Genomic DNA, 18,888 nt, shown 5'->3' with positions numbered 1-18,888 from the left:
TCAATCCTTTATTAATTTGTTTCTGCCAATTGCGGCTGCTTTACCTGTTTTAAGGAATCTTCTGGTTTTTCGTCAAGGTCATGCAGGTCGTACTTGCGGATGATACCTAACACCTGCGAAGCCCACTTACGGCTGCCGGCATAGCCACCACGCTGTATACCTTTGGCCCAGCCCAGGTAATCATAGTGGGTAAGCGCGTCGGCCAGGTGGCTGAACGGCTTGCGCTCGGTCATGATACGGGCAAAATCCTGGAAAGAGTCCATCACCGAATCATATTTTTTATAGGCTGTACGTACTTTTTTATGGCCTTTGTAAAAAACCGCGCCGCCGCCGCCTTTTACACCAAACTGGTTGTTTAAATGCTGTGCAAGGGTACTGTTGCCGCTGGCCGACTCATGCATGGCCACACCTAAAACGATGCTTGCCGGGATCCCGGTTTCGTGCATGATGCGGATGGCGTCGTCCTTAAATTTTTCAATGTAAGAAGTTGGGGTATTTTTCTGTGCTGAAGCAGCTAATGTTGAGACCAACAATGATGTAATCAGTAAGATTTTTTTCATAATTTATTTTTTTCTGATAACCAGCAGCCCATCGCGAACCGGCAGGATTAGTTTTTCTACCCTGGGGTCAACAGCTATCTGGTCATTTAGTTTGCGGATATTCTCGGTATCGGTATCTTTTTCGTCACCATACACCTTTCCTTTCCACAAAACATTATCAATTATTATTAATCCTCCGGACCTGACTTTGTTAAAAGTCATTTGAAAGTAAGTATAATTATTCTTTTTATCAGCATCAATAAACACCAGGTCGAAATTATCTTCCTCTAAATCAGCAATAATGGCCTCTGCCTGACCAAAATGAAGTTTTATTTTATTTTCAACATTTGTTGATTTAAAGTGTGAATTGATGATCTCCTCCATCTCGCGGTTCACTTCAATGGTATGGAGGATGCCGCCTTCTACCAACCCTTCAGCCAGGCAAATGGCAGAGTAGCCGGTAAAAGTGCCTATTTCCAGGATCAGTTTGGGCTGTATCATTTTGCTCAAAAAACTAAGCAAACGACCCTGATAATGACCCGACAACATATGCGGACGGAGCACTTTTAAATGCGTTTCCCGGTTGAGCTTTTGCAATGCTGCCGGCTCGGGGTCGCAATGGTCATCTAAGTATGCCTGTAGGCCATGTGGTAGAATATCCATGGGGGCAAAGATAAACCGTTGATGGGTTTGATTGCGTTGATTTCGCTGATTTTTTTCGTAAGCTACTGATTATTAGATGATTTTATTTGACTTCTTTATAGATTAAAGTATTTATTTAGGGCTTTTTTGCCGTATGTAAGGATTATTATCTGTTCTGATTGAGCAGATTTAGGCTTTATTAGTTATACATATTTGATATCTTTAGTACATATGAGTAACGCCATAAACAATGCTTATAAGCACTCGGAATTAACGGGTAAAATAATTGGATGCGCCATGAAGGTTCATAGCGAATTAGGGAATGGGTTTCAAGAAATTATTTATCAGCGAGCTTTAGCTATTGAAATGCAAAAGAACGGATTAATATTTAGTCAGGAATTGGAAATGACCATTTATTATGATGGAATTAACATTGGGAAAAGACGTGTGGATTTTTTAGTTCATGATATTATTATGGTAGAAATTAAAGCGACATCAAAGCTAGAAGACGCGCACCTGGCCCAGGTAATAAACTATCTGGAGGCTTACAAATTAGAAACGGGGCTACTCCTCAATTTCGGCTCAAAGAGCCTGGAGTTTAAACGCATCACCAACGAATACAAGTTGGCCAAACAACAATCAAAAAATCAATCATCAAATTAAGAATCACTTACAAAGCATCAACGAATAAATCATTGAACAGCTGCAAAGTATCAGCGAAATCAACGCAATCAAAATAATCTGCGGTCCATGTAGCTCTGCAATAATATCACCGCCGATATAGTATCAACCAGTTCCTTATTTTGCCGGTGTTTTTTGTTCATGCCACTTTGGGCTATAGTTGCGGATGCCATTTTGGAGGTAAAGCGCTCATCGAGCATTTCGATGGGAACATCCGGGAAATTCTTTTTAAGCAGGGTTACAAAACCTTTTACATGCACGGCCGATTGAGAGGGGGTGTTATCCATCTGCTTGGGTTCGCCCACTATAAAGCGCTCCACCTGCTCTGTTTGCAGGTAGGTTTTCAGATAATCTACAATATATTGTGGATGTATGGTGTCCAGCCCGGTGGCAATGATCTGCAAGGGATCGGTCACCGCGATGCCTATACGCTTGGTACCATAATCAAAAGCCATTATTCTCATTTTGTAAAGATAGGAGAAGTGAGATATGAGGTTTTCATTTGGTAAAGATATAGGATATTCCCTTCAATTTCCATATAGAATAATAGTCTCATTATCAATAATTTATGCATAATTGCCTCATATCTCACATCTCATATCTCATATCTGATTAACAACATCTCACATCTAATTCTTATTTTGCACCAAATGCAGTTTAAAGATATAGTTGGACAGGATGCTGTAAAGCAACGGTTGCTTAACACGGTAAAAGAGAACCGGGTAAGCCATGCGCAGTTATTTTTGGGTCCCGAAGGATCGGGCAGCCTGGCATTGGCTGTTGCTTACGCGCAGTTTTTATCGTGCGAAAATAAACAGGCTGCTGATTCCTGCGGCGAATGTGCGTCGTGCCGTAAATATCAAAAGCTGATGCACCCCGATCTGCATTTTTCTTATCCGTTTTTCGCTAAACACAAGGATGATACCGCTCTTACGTTTATTGAACAATGGCGCGAAGCTTTCTCCGCCAATCCCTATTTGAGTCTTGACGACTGGCGCGGATATCTTGATGCCGAGAACAAGCAGGCGAATATCAACATTGCCGAGTGCCACCAGATCATTAAAAAACTCAGCTTTAAACCATTTGAATCGGTTTATAAGATCCTGATCCTTTGGCTGCCTGAATACCTGGACAAGGAAGGTAATGCGTTACTGAAAATCATTGAGGAACCCCAGCCTAATACATTGTTTATATTGGTGGCACAAAATCAGGATCAGATACTGAATACTATCCTGTCGCGCACGCAGCTGGTTAAGATCCCCTGCCTTACTTACGAGGAAATAAAACAATACCTGCTTACCGAACATAAGCAAACTGAGGACGCCGCTGCCGAAATTGCCTATTTAAGCAATGGCAACTTAACCGAAGCTTTAACCATGCTGCAGCAGGACAATAAAGGCTATCATAACCTTTTTGTACAATGGCTGCGCCTATGCTTTAGCAACAAGGGACTGGAAATTTTAACCTTTGTTGACCAGTTTGCCAAAATGGGCCGCGAAAACCAGAAAAATTTTTTACGCTACGGCATCAGCTTTATACGCGAGTGCTGCCTGCTCATGGCCGGCGCCGGCAACCTGGTGCACCTGCCGGCAAAAGAGCTGGAAACGGCACAAAAGATGACCAATGTACTGAGTATTGAAAAGAGCCAATATATAAGTGATGAGCTTGAAAAAGCGCATTATCATGTAGAGAGAAATGCAAACCCTAAAATTTTATTTTTAGATGTATCTTTACAGATTATTAAAATATTAAATTTAAAAACCATCCCTCAGGGGAGTCAATATATACCAAATTAATTATGGGTTGTGGAAGTTGCTCAACAGGTGGCGGATGTTCGCCTGCGGGCTGCAAAAGTAATGGTTCATGCCTTACTAATGGTTGCAGCAAATTAGATGTTTACGATTGGCTGGCCCACATGGACATGCCAACAAATTATAAGCCGTTCCCGGTTATTGAAGTAAAATTTAAAGGCTCACGAAAGGAGTTTTTTATAAATACCGACAATATTTACCTGGAAGCCGGCGAGCTGGTAGCTGTAGAAGCGGCTACCGGTGGTTATGATATAGGCCATGTATCGCTAACCGGCGAACTGGTGCGCATGCAAATGGTGAAACGCCACGTTAAAGAAGCCGACGTAGTGAAAAAGATATACCGCAAGGCTACTGTAGCCGATGTGGACAAGTGGAAAGCGGCTAAAGATATGGAGTGGGAAACCATGCACAAATCGCGCAAGCTGGCCCTTGATCTTAACCTGAGCATGAAGCTGAGCGATGTGGATTACCAGGGCGATAAAACCAAAGCTACTTTTTATTATACGGCCGAAGGCCGCGTTGATTTCAGGGAACTGATCAAAAAAATGGCCGAAACCTTCCGCATTCGTATCGAGATGCGGCAAATAGGCATGCGGCAGGAAGCAAGCCGTTTAGGCGGTATCGGCTCCTGCGGTCGTGAGTTGTGCTGTTCTACCTGGCTTACCGATTTTAAAACCGTATCTACTTCGGCAGCGCGTTACCAGAACCTATCGCTCAACACGTTGAAGCTGGCGGGCCAGTGCGGTAAACTGAAATGCTGCCTCAACTATGAGCTGGACACCTATATGGATGCCCTGAAATATATCCCCGATAATGTGAACGTGCTGCGTACAGAAAAGGGTGATGCACGCTTGCAGAAAACGGATATCTTTAAAAAAATCATGTGGTTTAGCTATCCGCGCGAAGAATCATGGGTGCCTTTGCCTATCAGTAAGGTAAAAGAAATTCAGCAGCAAAATAAAGAAGGTATTATTCCTGCCGACCTGGGCGAATTGGTTGAGGTAGAAACCCAACCAACCAAAGTGCTTGATTATGAAAATGTGGTTGGTCAGGATAGTTTAACCCGTCTTGATGAGCGCCGTAACAATAACAAAAAGAAGAATAACAATAACCGGAACCGTAATAAGGACAGAAAGCCGGGCGCCTCTGCACCGGAAAACCGCGGTAGTAACCAACCACGCCAACAGGGCGCAGCACCAGCTGCAGAAAAACCGGCGCAGCAGCAAAATCCTGATGCACCTAAGGCTCCGCAAGGCAACAGGCCGCCACAACAGCAGGCTAACCGCCCGCCACAGGGTGATAAACCGGTACAAGAAAACCGCAACAGGAATAACAGGCGCAGGCCAAACCGTGGAAACAAAAACAATAACAACCCACCGCCGGATAGTAAATCATAATGAAACGGGCCCTAAAAACCTTTTGTACAATAACAGGAGTTTTGTTGATCACCGTATTAGCCGGCTGCTCCGACGCTAATTCGGTTATGGATAATAATAATGCCATTTCCGATCATAACTGGAGCTATGTGAACCGGATAAAGTTTGATTGCAAAATTAACGATGAATCTGCAGCCTATAATCTGTATCTGAATTTGCGGGTTACCGACAATTACAAATATTCCAACCTGTTTGTGCTCATCTACGAAACATCGCCGGATAAAAAAGTAAAGATTACCCGCTACGAAGTAAAGCTGGCCGGCAAAGACGGTGAATGGTTTGGCAAAGGATCTGGTAATTTGTATAGCTACCAGGTACCTTTCAAAACAAACGTTAAATTCCCGGCCAAAGGCAATTATCATTTTGAGATAGAACAAAACATGCGCGATAACCCCCTGCATGAGGTGAGCGACGTAGGGTTAAGGGTGGAGAAAGCAAAGTAGGCATTCGGCTTATTTTACTATCTTGTTCAACCTAATTGTCGCATTACAATGAATCAGGAATTTCCGGTATCGCGGAGCCAACGTGTTTTTTATTTTTTCATAGCCCTAATGGTGTTTGGGTTTGGTGTTTTTATAGCAATAACCTTTGTTTCCAGAAACCCGCTTGGCCTTTTGTTTGGTATGCTTTTATGCGGATCATCAATACTTATTGTAATAGGAACTCTTAAAAGAAAAATCATGGTGTATGATGATCGTATTGTGCACATCAATTTATTCAGAACGCGGGAACTTCTTTTGGCAGACGTCAAAGGTTACAGGATAGGGTCAAAAGTGATATACATTATCCCCAATAACACTTCTTATTCCAAAATTACGATCAACAATTATGCAGAATATACGGAGTGGGAAGAACTGACGAAATGGCTCGACGAAAACTTTACAGATCTTGATCGGGTAGACTATCAAGCCGACGAGGATAGCATTCTGAATGATACCCGGTTGGGGATCACAGAAACGGATAAAAAAAGTGCCATTCACAAAGCCCGGATAACAGCTATTATTTATAATGTTATTGGGGGCCTTTTTTTCATCTTCCTTTTTGTTTTTAAGAGAAGCTCCCTTTTTGATGCTATTCTTATCATTTATCCACTTATAGCCATTATCATCATTATTACCAGTAAAGACTTAATAAAACTTTTTGCTAAACCTCGCACTCCCTATTACAGTGTTTTGATCGGTGTATACGGTGCCCTAATTCCTCTGTTTATCAAATCCATAGCTGGCTATAATATTCTTGCGTTCAATCACGTTTGGCTTCCTTTTGTTATTGCTGCTGTAGGGTTGGGTATGCTTTTTATGCTTTCTGGTACATATAAAGGAGCCACAACCACAGGTGGTTCTTTAAGTTTTGGCCGTTTATTAACCGGGGGTATTTACGGGTTTTGCTGTGTTATATTGATCAATTGTGTTTTTGACCGCTCTACAGAAAAGCTTTTTGACGCAAGAGTATTGAGTCATAGCATTACACATAACAAAGGCACGCACTATCACCTGGTAATAGGTCCATGGGGCCCGAAATCAAATACAAGCAATATTGATATTTCAGCAGCTGAATATTTTCAGGATACTATTGGATCAGTAGTAGATGTTCATTTGAAAAAAGGGTTGCTGAATATCCCCTGGTATACCGTTTCAAAATAACCGGTTACAAATGTCCACAGATCAATTCCTTAATTTAGCGTATTTAAGCACTGGCAATTCACAACAACAGGCTGCTTATAGCCTGCTGTTAAAATACGATTTGTTTGGCCCTCTCCAGCTATTTGATCCCGTTTTAGTCGGCACTATTCCCATCAATATCGACATAGAAACCAGCGATCTGGACATCGTTTGTTGTTTTAGTAATAAAGTGGATTTCAAAAGCGTGGTAGCCTTAGCCTTTTCAGATTTTGAGAATTTCGGGCTTACTGATACCATTATCAATCAACAGGAAACCATCATAGCTAATTTTGCTGTCGATGGCTGGCCGGTAGAGGTTTTTGGCCAATATATTCCAACCCTACAGCAAAATGCTTATCGGCACATGATCGTTGAATATTTGTTGTTGGAGCATTATGGTGAATCATTCCGGCAAAAGGTAATTGAACTTAAAAAACAGGGTTATAAAACCGAGCCTGCCTTCGCTCATTTGCTTCACCTTTCGGGCGACCCTTATCAGGCTCTGCTCGATCCGGAACTGATCGATCGGCTCAATATCAAATAAGTCAGAACCAATCCCATGTACGGTATGTTACCCTGAAAACATCACCCTACATGAAAAATTCCCTTTTAACCATATTTGCAGGAATGATACTTGCATTAGCCGCCTGTACCGGGACCGATAAAACAAACCGGAATAGTGATACTTCTGCGGTCAAAGGTAACAGCGGCCCGGCCGATAGCACGCAGGCTATCAAATCATCCGGCGCCGCGGGCAGTAGCGCCCTTAGTCCGGGCAGTACAGATACCAGCAAAACAGGGGATACTGCCGCCGCGCCCACTGCTGATACGCCGGTTAATAAAAGTATTCCGCGTTAGCCTTTTTCAGCCACCTTATATTGCATTACTAAAAATATTATCATAATTTTACTAATATTTTTATCAATATGAGTGGTGATATTTTATTAGTTGTTTCCCTGGCGATGCTATTGCTTTCAGTTTTTTTGTTTTTAAAAAAGCCAAAAGCAATTGAGCTGATATCGGCAGAAGAGTTGAACCGGCTTCGCAATGATCAAGATCTGCTTAAAATTAACCTGGCCCGTGCCGAGGAAAAAGGTAATATCATATCCATAGAAAAGGAAAATATTATCCAGTTATTGAAAGATGAGAAAACCCGGCTGTTGGATGAGCTCTTGTTTGAGCGTACTCAACTGGCGCAGGCTAACAAGGAGTTAGAAAACACCAAAGCATATCATCAATCACAGCAGGAAAAACTACAGGAGCAAAAGGTGGAGGTGGAACAGATCCGTACACAGTTTCAACGCGAATTTGAGAATGTGGCCGAAAAACTGCTGAAAGAAAAATCGAAAGAGTTTATTGACGTAAACCGCAGTAACCTGGATATGATCCTTAATCCGCTGAAGGAAAACCTGAAGGCCTTTGAGGATAAGGTAGAAAAGGTTTATAACATGGAAGCCGCTGAGCGCAATACGTTAAAAGGCGTGATCACCCAGTTGATGGACCTGAACAAACAGATCAGCGACGAAGCCCAGAACCTGACTAAAGCCCTTAAAGGCGACAATAAAAAACAAGGTAACTGGGGTGAAGTGATCCTGGAACGGGTGTTGGAACGCTCGGGCCTGGTACGCGATCAGGAATACCGTGTACAAGCTGCCATGCAGACCACTGACGGCACCCGGTATCAGCCCGACGTGATCATTGACCTGCCCGATGATAAACACCTCGTGATCGACTCAAAAGTATCCCTGATAGCCTATGAGCGCCTGGTAAACGCAGATACCGAGGAGGACCGGAAGCTTTTTGCCAAAGCACACATTGAATCTATCCGGAATCATATCGGCGGTCTGTCATCCAAAAAATATCATGACCTGTACAAGATCAACTCGCCCGATTTTGTCCTGCTTTTTGTTCCTATTGAATCCTCTTTCAGTATAGCCGTTCAACTGGATGGTGAGCTGTTTAATTATGCCTGGGATAAAAAGGTGGTGATCGTTAGTCCGTCAACTCTGTTGGCTACACTCCGCACCATTGCCAGCATGTGGAAACAGGAGCGTCAAAACAGAAACGTACTGGAAATTGCCCGCCTGAGCGGCGATATGTATGACAAATTTGTAGGTTTCCTGGGCGACATGGACAGCATTGGCCGCAATATCAACCAAACCCAAAGCGCTTATAATACGGCTTTGAATAAGCTCTCAGAAGGCCGCGGAAATTTGACTACCACCGCCGAAAAGATCAAAAAGTTAGGCGCTAAGGCTGATAAGCAGATCGATCAGAAATTTATCGGGGATGAGTAGATAAACGCCTTAACCTATTTGTCATCCTGAGGAACGAAGGATCTATAATGAACTTTGCGTATTGCACAGATAGATGCTTCACTACGTTCAGCATGACAAAACAAGGGAAATGTGTTTACGTAATCACATCTTTCCCATGCTCATTAAACCAACTATTAGCCGGTTTGGAAAATAGCAGGCGTAAGGCTATCAGTTCAATCACAATCTCGATGGCATATAGTACCATAACCAAATTGGTGAATTTCTCTTTTATAGCATGGCTTAGCAATTGTGCAATGTTGAACCCAAAGGAAAGCACGTTGAAAACGATAAATATAAGGGCCACTATACGTGCCCATTTTTTACCGGCAGAGGTAGCTGTGATCACCAGACTGATCACAATAAAACTGATAATGAAAGGGATAACACCAATACCATCAAGCCAATCGGTTACCATGGACAGGATGAATGCCAAGTATAATAACATTACTGCTGTAGCAACCTGTTGGGGTTTACCGGTATCTTGTCCGTTATTCAGTTTTTTAAAAAGACTGTTAAACATTTTATCAATCCTTTTTAAAAGCATTCCATCCCTGCGCTTTCAGGGCGTGTACATTGCCTGTTTTGGTAATGAGGTTACAACCTGCTGAGGGCTCGGTGATATGCCCGATGATGGTGATATCCATCTTGAACTTGATCTTGTCGTAATCGGCTTGTTTTACGGTAAAAAGCAGCTCATAGTCTTCGCCGCCACTCAGCGCGCAAACGGTAGGATCAAGGTTAAATTCGCGGGCTGTTTCATAGGTCATCGGATCCAGCGGGATCTTATCTTCATACAGGTTACAACCCTTATCGCTTTGCTTACAGATGTGCAATATCTCAGATGCCAAACCATCAGATACATCGATCATGGATGTTGGTTTTACGTCGATGCTTTTCAGCAATTCGACAATATCACGACGAGCCTCTGGTTTTAACTGGCGCTCCACAATATAATCTTTTCCCTCTAAATCGGGTTGAACCTGTGGATTTTCGAGGTAGATGAGTTTTTCGCGCTCCAGCAATTGCAAACCAACATAGGCGCCGCCTAAGTCGCCGGACACGCAGATCAAATCGCCTTCGCCGGCTGTATTGCGGTAGGTTACATCAGCCTCATCCGCATAACCGATAGAAGTTACACTGATCACCAAACCTTGTTTTGACGAAGTGGTATCACCGCCAACCAGGTCAACATTATATTTTTCGCAGGCAATATAAATGCCCTCGTATAATTCTTCAATGGCTTCCAAAGGAAATTTGCTCGACATCCCGATAGATACCGTAACCTGCGAAGCGGTACCATTCATGGCATAAATATCGCTCAGGTTTACCTGTATGGCTTTGTAGCCTAAATGTTTTAGTGGGGTATAAGCCAGGTCGAAATGGATACCTTCCAATAGCATATCGGTACTTACCAACACTTTTTTGCCGGTAAAATCAAGTACAGCTGCATCATCGCCCACACCTTTTACGGTGCTTTGCTGGGTCAATTTTATATTTTTTGTCAGATGACCTATCAGCCCAAATTCGCCTAAGTCCTCTAAATTCGTCCTGTCCTGATTTTCAAACATTTTTCTTTAATATAATAATCTGCAAAAATACAAAAATGTTCCGCCGTATTAAGGTGTAAAAATTTCGGGTCGTCGCAAAAACCAACATGATGTCTACCGCCGAAGGCGGGAAATTTTTTTAGGATTTTAGCCTCTACCAATCTCACTGTCCCAACCGGCACAACAATCCATCATATCCGCCTTTGGCGGGAAATTTTTTTGGATTTCTAGGGGTAATACTAAAAGCTCACCTATAATCTTTCCATAAAATAGATACGCCATTGCGAGCGCAGCGTGGCAATCCCTAACTATACAGAGTGGCTCTACAAATCGGGGATTGCCACGCTGCGCTCGCAATGACGCGTTTTATTTATGCCTTTACAACCCCAACCGTGCCGATATTTCCAACATCCGTTCAATTGGTTTTACCGCACGTTCAATAATATGTTCCGGCACTGTTATTTCCGGTGATCCGTTCTTTAAGCACAGATATAATTTTTCCAGTGTATTACGTTTCATATGCGGACAATCATTGCAAGCACAATTATTGTTTGGCGGTGCCGGAATAAACGTTTTATCCGGATTTTCCTTTTGCATCTGGTGTAGTATCCCCGCTTCGGTTGCAACTATAAATTCTTTATCCGGATGGCTGCCTGCATATTTCAGTATCCCGGTTGTTGAACCAATATAATCGGCCATTTGTAATATAACTTCCTCACATTCAGGGTGTGCCAGCAATTTAGCATTAGGGTATCTTTCCTTGAGTTTAGTGATCTTTTCCCTGGAAAAAATTTCATGAACCATACAGGCTCCGTTCCATAATACCAGGTCACGTCCTGTTTTTTTAGCCACATAAGCACCCAGGTTTTTATCGGGTCCAAATATGATCTTTTGATCTTTTGGTAAGCTCTCTACAATGGCTACGGCGTTACTTGATGTACAAACAATATCACTTAAAGCTTTCAGTTCGGCTGTACAGTTTACGTAGGTGATCACCAGGTGATCGGGATAGTTTTCCTTAAACTTTTTAAATAAATGGGGTGGACAACTATCAGCTAATGAGCAACCTGCCTTTAAGTCGGGTAATAAAACTTTTTTGTTTGGCGAAAGGATCTTGGCTGTTTCGGCCATGAAGTGTACTCCGGCGAAAACGATAATATCGGCATCAGTCTTTGCGGCTTGTTGCGAAAGCCCCAAACTATCTCCAATATAATCCGCAATATCCTGGATATCGGGTTCCTGGTAATAATGAGCCAAAATAACTGCATTTTTTTCCTTTTTAAGTTTTTCAATCTCATCAAAAAGATCAAGCGTGGGGTCGATGTATTCGTCCACAAATCCTTTCACATTTAATTCTTCGAAGATATCCATTTCAACATTTCAATTAATAACAACTAATTTTTTATATAAATAAAACTATTGTTTATTGGTGTGTTAGTATTGTGCAAAAGTCGTGATATATTTTGTTTCATTAATTAGTTTTCACATTTTACTAACAGTTTTCCACATCTTTTCATATTATATTTGATTGATTTTGTGATTCGTATGACAATCAAATTTTATTTGAAAAACTTTTATGTTAATATTTTGTGAGTGGGTAAAATGTTAACTATATGACTTTAGTACCTCAAAAGTCGCTCAAAAATTATTCATATTAGCATCAAAAATGGCAGTTATCCACGAGTTGATTATTTATTAGCTATTTGTTTACATGAAATTAACAGGTTTTGTACCTGTTGTTAACACTAATTATACTTTTACACAATTTATATATAAATATGACCAAAGCAGTTGATTTTCTGGTTGTGGGATCGGGCATCGCAGGATTAAGTTTTGCGCTAAAGGCTGCAAAGCATGGTAAGGTTCTGATAGTTACAAAATCAAACGAAGATGAATCAAACACTAAGTATGCCCAGGGCGGTGTTGCCGTAGTTGTGGATAAAAAAGAAGATTCTTTTGAAAAGCATATAGAAGACACCTTAATATCGGGTGATGGGCTTTGCGACAAGGAAGTTGTGGAAGCCGTTGTTAAAGAAGGTCCTGAACGCATCAATGAAATTATTGATTACGGAACGAATTTCGATAAGACCAATGAAGGCTTTTATGACCTGGCCAAAGAGGGCGGGCATTCGGAATTTAGGGTACTGCATTATAAAGATGTAACTGGCTGGGAAATAGAGCGTTCACTTTTAGAAGAAATCCATAAGAATCCTAGTATTGAGATATTAACACATTATTTCGCGGTCGATCTGATCACTCAGCATCATTTGGGCGAGTTGGTTGGTAAATCGAGTACAGATATTACCTGCTATGGCATTTATGCTTTCAATACCGAAAGTAATATTGTGGAAAAGATATTATCCAAAGTAACGGTAATGGCTTCGGGTGGTGCCGGCCATATTTATGCGGTAACCACTAACCCAACCATTGCTACCGGTGATGGTGTTGCTATGGTTTACAGAGCCAAAGGAAAAGTGCGTAATATGGAGTTTATACAATTTCATCCTACAGCTTTATATAATCCGGGCGAATACCCTTCTTTCTTAATATCGGAAGCTGTACGTGGTTTTGGTGGTGTATTAAAACGTACCAATGGTGAAGAGTTTATGCAAGAGTACGACGAACGTAAGTCATTAGCTCCACGTGATATTACGGCCCGCGCTATTGATGCCGAGATCAAAAAATCGGGCGAGGATTTTGTTTACCTGGATATCAGGCATCGCAGTAAAAAGGATATTTTAAATCATTTCCCTAATATATATGCCAAATGCCTGGAGATAGGTATCGATATGACCAAGGATATGATCCCGGTGGCGCCGGCATGTCATTATATGTGCGGTGGTATTATGGTAGATCATATGGGGCAATCATCTATATTACGTTTATATGCCTGTGGTGAATGTTCTTCAACTGGTTTACATGGAGCTAACCGTTTGGCTTCCAATTCATTATTAGAAGCATTGGTTTTTGCTCACCGGATATACGAAGACGCAGTAAGTAAATTTAAAGATTTTGTTATCCCTGATAATATCCCCGATTGGGATGAAAAAGGTGTACAATTATCAAACGAAGATATCCTGGTAACACACAATGTACGCGAAATGCAGAAATTGATGAATGACTATGTGGGTATCGTTCGTTCCGATTTCCGATTGGAAAGGGCCTTACGGAGGTTAGGTTTGTTATACGAGGAAACAGAATCTTTTTATAAGAAGACAAAGCTATCCGTAAAGCTTTGCGAGCTGCGTAATTTAATACAAGTATCCTTTATTGTTGTAAAATCGGCCATGTTGCGTAAAGAAAGCAGGGGACTACATTATACTACAGACTACCCATTGCATGCGGAAAAAGTAGAGGATACGGTTTTTTAATATTATAAATAGATAATAATAAATGCGTCATTGCGAGGTACGAAGCAATCCCCAAAATACAGAGCGGCTCTGCTTATCGGGGATTGCTTCGTACCTCGCAATGACGTAGTGGAAAGAGATAATATGAGCGGAAAACGGGATTCGAACCCGCGGCCTTCAGTTTGGGAAACTGATGCTCTACCAGCTGAGCTATTTCCGCTTAAATTTGTAGCCAAACATAATAAAAAGTACATCAAATCAATAATTTCCATCTATTAAATTACTAATTCAATAACCCACTAATTAAAGATATGCCTGTTATACTCCCAGTTAAAGATAAAAGCCCGGTTTGGGGTGATGATTGTTTTATTGCTCCCAACGCTACTATTGTTGGTGATGTAGTAATGGGTAAAAACTGTTCTGTTTGGTTTAATGCGGTAATTAGGGGAGATGTGCATTATATTAAAATAGGAGACAATACCAATATTCAGGACGGGGCTGTGATACATGCCACTTATTTAAAAGCGGCTACCAATATAGGCAGTAACGTTTCTATTGGGCACAATGCCCTTGTGCACGGCTGTACGCTGCATGATCATACGTTAGTAGGCATGGGTGCCATAGTGATGGATCACGCTGTTGTAAACGAATTTGTGATCATTGCTGCCGGAGCAGTGGTATTAGAAAACACAATCTGTGAATCGGGATATCTGTATGCCGGTATTCCAGCAAAAAAGATAAAGGCCTTAACAGACGAGCAAAAAGCTATGCTCAAACAGCTCCCTAATAATTATATCATGTACTCCGGTTGGTTTAAGGAGTAACAGGTTCTTTAGGTACTGTTATAGCTTCTTCTGCTTCCCAGTTTGGTCTTAATGATATTAATTTATCACTCACCCAGGTCTGTTCAGGTTGTTTCTTTAAGTGTACATTGCCGCTGTCCCATTTACCATTCTTGTTTTCATCATAAATTACCCGTAACAAGTATTTACCTGTGATAATGTTCTTGTAAACAATGGAACCAGTGCGCCGTAGCGGGTCGCTTTGTAATACTTTCTTTTGATCGTTTAACAACTCAACAACGTATGCTTTTGAAGTATCTGCCGGAAGCGTAACTTTTACTGTAAGTGAGCTGTAATTATCTGTTTTGTCTATCTGAAACTTTTTTGATATTCTTTTATTCTTATCTCCATATATAGAGGTGAATGCGGCTTCATTAAAAATGATCTCATACTTGCTGCCCTGGCGCCAACGGTATTTCAGGGTTAGTTTTTTAAAGTTTCCTGTATCTTTTTGCAAGGTTAGGTCGCTGGTAGCAACGGCAACGGAGTCTTCATTAAGAGTGATGAGTGAATTATCAAAGTTTTCTATAGGTAAGCTGGCAGTTAGTTTTAAATCGTTACCAGGCTTAAGCAAGTTATTGTTATTAATATTATATTGAAAAGTTAGTGAGCGTTGAAAGGTTTCCTTTTTTCCTTTTAAGAGGGAAGTGGAGTCTATAGGTTTACCATTATCAAATACTGCTACCCTGATAGAATCAAAATTCATATTGCGCAGATAGACGGATGCTGTATCTTTTGTTTTACTAAAGTCTACCTGCTTTTGTTTGTCGATATCTGCAGGATAGATAACTTTTATGGAAGGATTGGTTAACGCCTTATTAAAAACAAAAAGTAACTTTCCATCCGTATCAAAGCGCTTTTCAGAAAATCTGAATTTTTCTGGATTTTGTTTAAAAAGATTAAGCTGGACATTTGAAGTATCGGACCGTAGGTGGATCGGTTTTTTTAAGAAGGCAATTAATTCCTGGTCGTTATCAAATATCTTATTGGGTGATGCTTCTTTTAAAGCATAGATTCGGTAGGTGTCTTCCCGCAGGTTATTCAAACTGAAATTTCCGGATGAATCTGTTGTGGTGAAAATGCTTGGTTTCTTTTTCCCAAAAAGGAGGGAGTCTTGTTTTAATGTGAAAAGCATCACGGTTACATCTTTTTCTTTTTCCTGGGTTAAAGTATTGGTTACAGTTCCGGAAATACTTAAGGAGTCAATATGCGGGCCGGTAGAGAAAACATAAGTAAAGTTTTTAAGTACGTTGCTTTCGTTAACATCCTGGATGGCCTTTCCAAAATTGATAACATAAGTTGTATTTTTTTGAAGAGTGTCTTTCAACTTTATTTTTAATATCCTTTTGCTGGAACTGTACTCTGGTTGTTTTTCCATCGCCGGACTCATGCTTACTTCCTGGTACTGATTGGTGAGTTTAATAAACTCATCAAATTCAAGAGTAATTTCCTTGGCGTTAAAATTCCGTGTTTTATTAGCCGGTATTGCTTTCACCAATTTGGGAGGAGTGAGATCGCGCGGTCCCCCCTGGGGTGGCTGCTGTGCCGCGCAGCCAATAAGGAGTAAAAAAGCCAGAAAATAGAATGGAAAATTGTGAAAATTGACCCGTTTGTTATTTAACATGGTTTTTAGGCGATATAAACGATTTTTATGTTTTTATGAGCTATGATATTAAAAAACCAAAATAATTGATTTAAAACAACATTTTATAATGTGTTTATTATTAATATGTTACGTTCTATCTGGAAACATGAATCATTAAAACTGAAATATCTGAAGGTGATACCCCTGAAATTCGGGAGGCCTGACCTAAAGTGCGTGGTTTTATCTTCATTAGTTTTTCGCGTGCTTCTTTTGAAAGTGATCCAAGGGTATGGTAATCAAATTCTGGATTGATCTCCCGGTCTTCCATTTTTTTCATGCGATCAACAATTTCCATTTCTTTTATAAAGTAACTCTCATATTTGATTTTTATTTCAGCCTGCTCAATAGTTTCTTTATCATAAGCTGATAATAATTCCGCCAGTGGTTCATCAACTTTTTTAAGGTCGTTAAAACCTACTTGCGGACGGCTTAGTAAATTGAAAAGTTTAGCGCTTTGCGATAAGGGGCTTGTACCTAACTCGTCCAATAAGCCATTCACATTTGATGGATCTATTGATTTACTCCTGGTGTAAGCAACAATGTCATCGGAGTTTTTAACTTTTTGTTTTACCTTTTCCAGTCGTTCATCGTTGATCAATCCCAGCTCATGACCCATAGGACTAAGCCTGATATCGGCATTATCCTGACGTAGTAATAAGCGATGTTCCGCCCTGGAAGTAAACATGCGGTATGGCTCTTCAGTACCTTTAGTTACCAGGTCATCTATCAATACACCAATGTATGACTCAGATCTTTTCAGGATCAACTCATGTTTATCATTAAGCTTTTGGTGCGCGTTTATGCCTGCAATGAACCCTTGAGATGCTGCTTCTTCATAACCGGTAGTACCATTGATCTGCCCGGCAAAGTATAAGTTGCTGATGAGTTTAGTTTCTAAAGTTAAACCTAACTGGGTAGGCGGGAAGTAATCGTACTCGATAGCATAGCCTGGTCGAAACATCTTAGCGTTTTCAAAACCGGGTATTTGGGTAAGCGCTTTGTATTGTACATCTTCTGGTAAAGAGGTTGAAAAACCATTAACATAGATCTCGATGGTATTCAATCCTTCTGGTTCAACAAATATTTGGTGACGATCGCGCTCGGCAAAACGGTTTATTTTATCTTCAATAGAAGGGCAATAACGCGGACCTAATCCTTTGATACGACCAGTAAACATGGGGGATTTTTCAAAACCTTCCTTTAGGGTTTCATGCACCTTGGTGTTGGTATAGGTGATCCAGCAGCAGCGTTGTTCCTGAATCATATCTACATCGGTAAAAGAAAAACGACCACGTTCTTCATCACCCCATTGCTCTTCCATCAGGCTATAATTTAAGCTGCGGCCATCAATACGGGGAGGGGTGCCGGTCTTCATTCTGCCCGAATCAAAACCTAATGTAAGCAGTTGTTCAGTTAAGCCGGTTGCTGATTTTTCACCTGATCTGCCACCGCCGAACTTCTTTTCACCTATATGTATCAAGCCATTTAAAAAAGTACCGTTAGTCAGTACTACAGCGTCGGCTTCTATCTCTACACCTATAGAGGTTCGCACTCCTTTTATAGTATTATTCTTTACTAATAGAGAAGTAACAGTATCCTGCCAAAAGTCAACGTTAGGGGTTCTTTCCAGTGCTAAACGCCACTCTTCTGCAAAGCGCATACGGTCACTTTGTGCCCGTGGGCTCCACATAGCCGGGCCTTTAGATTGATTCAGCATCCTGAACTGAATAGAGGTTTTGTCTGTAATAATACCTGAATAGCCGCCTAAAGCATCTATCTCACGCACTATTTGCCCTTTCGCAACACCACCCATAGCAGGGTTACAGCTCATCTGTGCAATGGTTCCCATATTCATGGTAATAAGCAACACAGACGACCCCAGGTTGGCAGCAGCAGCAGCAGCTTCACAGCCGGCGTGGCCTGCACCAACAACTATTACATTATATTTCTTAAACATTTTTACCTCCATGTTCCACGTGGAACCTTCTTTTAAGTACTGAGTCAGAAGTTCTGAGTCTTGAGTCGCATATCTATTTTTGACTTAAGATCATGAGCTTTTAACTTACCTCCATGTTCCACGTGGAACATGGTTCTTAAATTATACAAGTCTTTATTTAATTTTTACTTAGAACTTCTAACTAAAGACTTATGACTTGCAAAAATACTTATCTATACCGATGTTCCACGTGGAACCTTTAATAATGATATTAAAGCTACAAAGCCCCATACACCCTCTAATACCACGAACGGATAAAAGCTAACCATGTATGAAGCATAGCAGCAAGTACCTGCACCTACAAAATTCATGAGCTTATATGTCTTGCTTTCGGCTGATAATTTGTTAAATAAATTTAGCAAAAAAGCGATCAAAAGTATGATCACACCCACAGAAGCAATGATATCCGATGTTTTCACT

The 18,888-nt window shown here is 41.0% G+C and carries 19 protein-coding genes and 1 tRNA gene; 10 read left to right on the top strand and 10 right to left on the bottom strand.

Going from position 1 to position 18,888, the window contains the following annotated elements; genetic code table 11:
* Positions 1–11 precede the first annotated feature (11 nt).
* Both ACNURT_RS02645 and ACNURT_RS02640 read right to left on the bottom strand, forming a co-directional pair.
* Complete coding sequence (locus ACNURT_RS02645; protein WP_419700424.1) at positions 12–560, bottom strand: glycoside hydrolase family 73 protein; 549 nt, start codon at positions 558–560, stop codon at positions 12–14.
* Positions 561–563: 3 nt separating this feature from the next.
* Positions 564–1,202: an O-methyltransferase gene (locus tag ACNURT_RS02640; RefSeq protein ID WP_370995853.1), complete on the bottom strand. Its 639-nt coding sequence runs from the start codon at positions 1,200–1,202 to the stop codon at positions 564–566.
* 210 nt (positions 1,203–1,412) lie between these two features.
* Between ACNURT_RS02640 and ACNURT_RS02635 the strand changes: the two genes are divergently transcribed.
* Complete coding sequence (locus ACNURT_RS02635; protein ID WP_419700423.1) at positions 1,413–1,844, top strand: GxxExxY protein; 432 nt, start codon at positions 1,413–1,415, stop codon at positions 1,842–1,844.
* Positions 1,845–1,912: 68 nt separating this feature from the next.
* On the opposite strand, the gene ruvX is transcribed toward ACNURT_RS02635, so the two are convergent.
* A complete protein-coding gene (gene ruvX / locus ACNURT_RS02630) occupies positions 1,913–2,326 on the bottom strand; it encodes a Holliday junction resolvase RuvX (protein ID WP_370995852.1) in 414 nt (137 codons plus the stop codon).
* A 186-nt stretch (positions 2,327–2,512) separates the two neighbouring features.
* On the opposite strand from ruvX, the gene ACNURT_RS02625 reads away from it, so the two are divergent.
* From ACNURT_RS02625 to rmuC, 7 genes are all read left to right on the top strand, one after another.
* Positions 2,513–3,658: an ATP-binding protein gene (locus ACNURT_RS02625; RefSeq protein ID WP_419700422.1), complete on the top strand. Its 1,146-nt coding sequence runs from the start codon at positions 2,513–2,515 to the stop codon at positions 3,656–3,658.
* Positions 3,659–3,660: 2 nt separating this feature from the next.
* Positions 3,661–5,070 (top strand): regulatory iron-sulfur-containing complex subunit RicT, encoded by a 1,410-nt coding sequence (gene ricT, locus ACNURT_RS02620; RefSeq protein WP_419700421.1) that lies wholly within the window; start codon positions 3,661–3,663, stop codon positions 5,068–5,070.
* The gene (locus ACNURT_RS02615; protein WP_419700420.1) at positions 5,070–5,552 is read left to right on the top strand and encodes a gliding motility lipoprotein GldH; all 483 of its coding nucleotides are present in this window, start codon (positions 5,070–5,072) and stop codon (positions 5,550–5,552) included. Before ricT ends, ACNURT_RS02615 begins: the two co-directional genes overlap by 1 nt.
* Before the next feature lie 48 nt (positions 5,553–5,600).
* Entirely contained in the window at positions 5,601–6,752 is a 1,152-nt protein-coding gene (locus tag ACNURT_RS02610) for a hypothetical protein (protein WP_419700419.1), read from the top strand.
* Positions 6,753–6,762: 10 nt separating this feature from the next.
* Positions 6,763–7,314 (top strand): DUF4269 domain-containing protein, encoded by a 552-nt coding sequence (locus ACNURT_RS02605; RefSeq protein WP_419700418.1) that lies wholly within the window; start codon positions 6,763–6,765, stop codon positions 7,312–7,314.
* A 50-nt stretch (positions 7,315–7,364) separates the two neighbouring features.
* Positions 7,365–7,628: a hypothetical protein gene (locus tag ACNURT_RS02600; RefSeq protein ID WP_419700417.1), complete on the top strand. Its 264-nt coding sequence runs from the start codon at positions 7,365–7,367 to the stop codon at positions 7,626–7,628.
* Positions 7,629–7,696: 68 nt separating this feature from the next.
* Positions 7,697–9,067, top strand: a complete 1,371-nt coding sequence (gene rmuC / locus ACNURT_RS02595) for a DNA recombination protein RmuC (RefSeq protein ID WP_419700416.1) — start codon at positions 7,697–7,699, stop codon at positions 9,065–9,067.
* Between the two features lie 115 nt (positions 9,068–9,182).
* Here rmuC and ACNURT_RS02590 read toward each other — a convergent pair whose 3' ends face one another.
* The 3 genes from ACNURT_RS02590 to nadA all read right to left on the bottom strand — a co-directional run bounded on the left by ACNURT_RS02590 (position 9,183) and on the right by nadA (position 12,006).
* Complete coding sequence (locus ACNURT_RS02590; protein WP_419700415.1) at positions 9,183–9,608, bottom strand: hypothetical protein; 426 nt, start codon at positions 9,606–9,608, stop codon at positions 9,183–9,185.
* Between the two features lie 4 nt (positions 9,609–9,612).
* The gene (thiL, locus tag ACNURT_RS02585; protein ID WP_370995843.1) at positions 9,613–10,656 is read right to left on the bottom strand and encodes a thiamine-phosphate kinase; all 1,044 of its coding nucleotides are present in this window, start codon (positions 10,654–10,656) and stop codon (positions 9,613–9,615) included.
* 357 nt (positions 10,657–11,013) lie between these two features.
* A complete protein-coding gene (nadA, locus tag ACNURT_RS02580; protein ID WP_090473716.1) occupies positions 11,014–12,006 on the bottom strand; it encodes a quinolinate synthase NadA in 993 nt (330 codons plus the stop codon).
* A gap of 407 nt (positions 12,007–12,413) precedes the next feature.
* On the opposite strand from nadA, the gene nadB reads away from it, so the two are divergent.
* Positions 12,414–14,006, top strand: a complete 1,593-nt coding sequence (gene nadB / locus ACNURT_RS02575; RefSeq protein WP_419700414.1) for an L-aspartate oxidase — start codon at positions 12,414–12,416, stop codon at positions 14,004–14,006.
* A gap of 126 nt (positions 14,007–14,132) precedes the next feature.
* On the opposite strand, the gene ACNURT_RS02570 is transcribed toward nadB, so the two are convergent.
* Positions 14,133–14,205 (bottom strand) — tRNA-Gly (locus ACNURT_RS02570).
* Between the two features lie 91 nt (positions 14,206–14,296).
* On the opposite strand from ACNURT_RS02570, the gene ACNURT_RS02565 reads away from it, so the two are divergent.
* Positions 14,297–14,809, top strand: a complete 513-nt coding sequence (locus ACNURT_RS02565; protein WP_419700413.1) for a gamma carbonic anhydrase family protein — start codon at positions 14,297–14,299, stop codon at positions 14,807–14,809.
* On the opposite strand, the gene ACNURT_RS02560 is transcribed toward ACNURT_RS02565, so the two are convergent.
* The 3 genes from ACNURT_RS02560 to ACNURT_RS02550 all read right to left on the bottom strand — a co-directional run bounded on the left by ACNURT_RS02560 (position 14,799) and on the right by ACNURT_RS02550 (position 18,887).
* The gene (locus tag ACNURT_RS02560; protein WP_419700412.1) at positions 14,799–16,451 is read right to left on the bottom strand and encodes an Ig-like domain-containing domain; all 1,653 of its coding nucleotides are present in this window, start codon (positions 16,449–16,451) and stop codon (positions 14,799–14,801) included. The two genes, ACNURT_RS02565 and ACNURT_RS02560, sit on opposite strands and share 11 nt — an antisense overlap.
* A 115-nt stretch (positions 16,452–16,566) precedes the next feature.
* The gene (mnmG, locus tag ACNURT_RS02555; protein ID WP_419700411.1) at positions 16,567–18,429 is read right to left on the bottom strand and encodes a tRNA uridine-5-carboxymethylaminomethyl(34) synthesis enzyme MnmG; all 1,863 of its coding nucleotides are present in this window, start codon (positions 18,427–18,429) and stop codon (positions 16,567–16,569) included.
* Between the two features lie 212 nt (positions 18,430–18,641).
* The gene (locus tag ACNURT_RS02550) at positions 18,642–18,887 is read right to left on the bottom strand and encodes a CBU_0592 family membrane protein (RefSeq protein WP_218128523.1); all 246 of its coding nucleotides are present in this window, start codon (positions 18,885–18,887) and stop codon (positions 18,642–18,644) included.
* Position 18,888: the final 1 nt, after the last annotated feature.

This window comes from Mucilaginibacter sp. NFX135, from assembly GCF_048565145.1.
GTDB lineage: Bacteria > Bacteroidota > Bacteroidia > Sphingobacteriales > Sphingobacteriaceae > Mucilaginibacter.
Note: the sequence above shows the minus strand (reverse complement) of the source record. Positions and strands in the feature narration are given on the sequence as shown.

Coding starts and splice junctions, on each gene's coding strand:
- nadA (WP_090473716.1), bottom strand. CDS start 12,006: ATGGATATCTTCGAAGAATTAAATGTGAAAGGATTTGTGGACGAATAC.
- rmuC (WP_419700416.1), top strand. CDS start 7,697: ATGAGTGGTGATATTTTATTAGTTGTTTCCCTGGCGATGCTATTGCTT.
- ACNURT_RS02565 (WP_419700413.1), top strand. CDS start 14,297: ATGCCTGTTATACTCCCAGTTAAAGATAAAAGCCCGGTTTGGGGTGAT.
- ACNURT_RS02635 (WP_419700423.1), top strand. CDS start 1,413: ATGAGTAACGCCATAAACAATGCTTATAAGCACTCGGAATTAACGGGT.
- mnmG (WP_419700411.1), bottom strand. CDS start 18,429: ATGTTTAAGAAATATAATGTAATAGTTGTTGGTGCAGGCCACGCCGGC.
- ACNURT_RS02625 (WP_419700422.1), top strand. CDS start 2,513: ATGCAGTTTAAAGATATAGTTGGACAGGATGCTGTAAAGCAACGGTTG.
- ACNURT_RS02645 (WP_419700424.1), bottom strand. CDS start 560: ATGAAAAAAATCTTACTGATTACATCATTGTTGGTCTCAACATTAGCT.
- ACNURT_RS02615 (WP_419700420.1), top strand. CDS start 5,070: ATGAAACGGGCCCTAAAAACCTTTTGTACAATAACAGGAGTTTTGTTG.
- ACNURT_RS02610 (WP_419700419.1), top strand. CDS start 5,601: ATGAATCAGGAATTTCCGGTATCGCGGAGCCAACGTGTTTTTTATTTT.
- ricT (WP_419700421.1), top strand. CDS start 3,661: ATGGGTTGTGGAAGTTGCTCAACAGGTGGCGGATGTTCGCCTGCGGGC.
- ACNURT_RS02590 (WP_419700415.1), bottom strand. CDS start 9,608: ATGTTTAACAGTCTTTTTAAAAAACTGAATAACGGACAAGATACCGGT.
- ruvX (WP_370995852.1), bottom strand. CDS start 2,326: ATGAGAATAATGGCTTTTGATTATGGTACCAAGCGTATAGGCATCGCG.
- thiL (WP_370995843.1), bottom strand. CDS start 10,656: ATGTTTGAAAATCAGGACAGGACGAATTTAGAGGACTTAGGCGAATTT.
- ACNURT_RS02560 (WP_419700412.1), bottom strand. CDS start 16,451: ATGTTAAATAACAAACGGGTCAATTTTCACAATTTTCCATTCTATTTT.
- nadB (WP_419700414.1), top strand. CDS start 12,414: ATGACCAAAGCAGTTGATTTTCTGGTTGTGGGATCGGGCATCGCAGGA.
- ACNURT_RS02640 (WP_370995853.1), bottom strand. CDS start 1,202: ATGGATATTCTACCACATGGCCTACAGGCATACTTAGATGACCATTGC.
- ACNURT_RS02605 (WP_419700418.1), top strand. CDS start 6,763: ATGTCCACAGATCAATTCCTTAATTTAGCGTATTTAAGCACTGGCAAT.
- ACNURT_RS02600 (WP_419700417.1), top strand. CDS start 7,365: ATGAAAAATTCCCTTTTAACCATATTTGCAGGAATGATACTTGCATTA.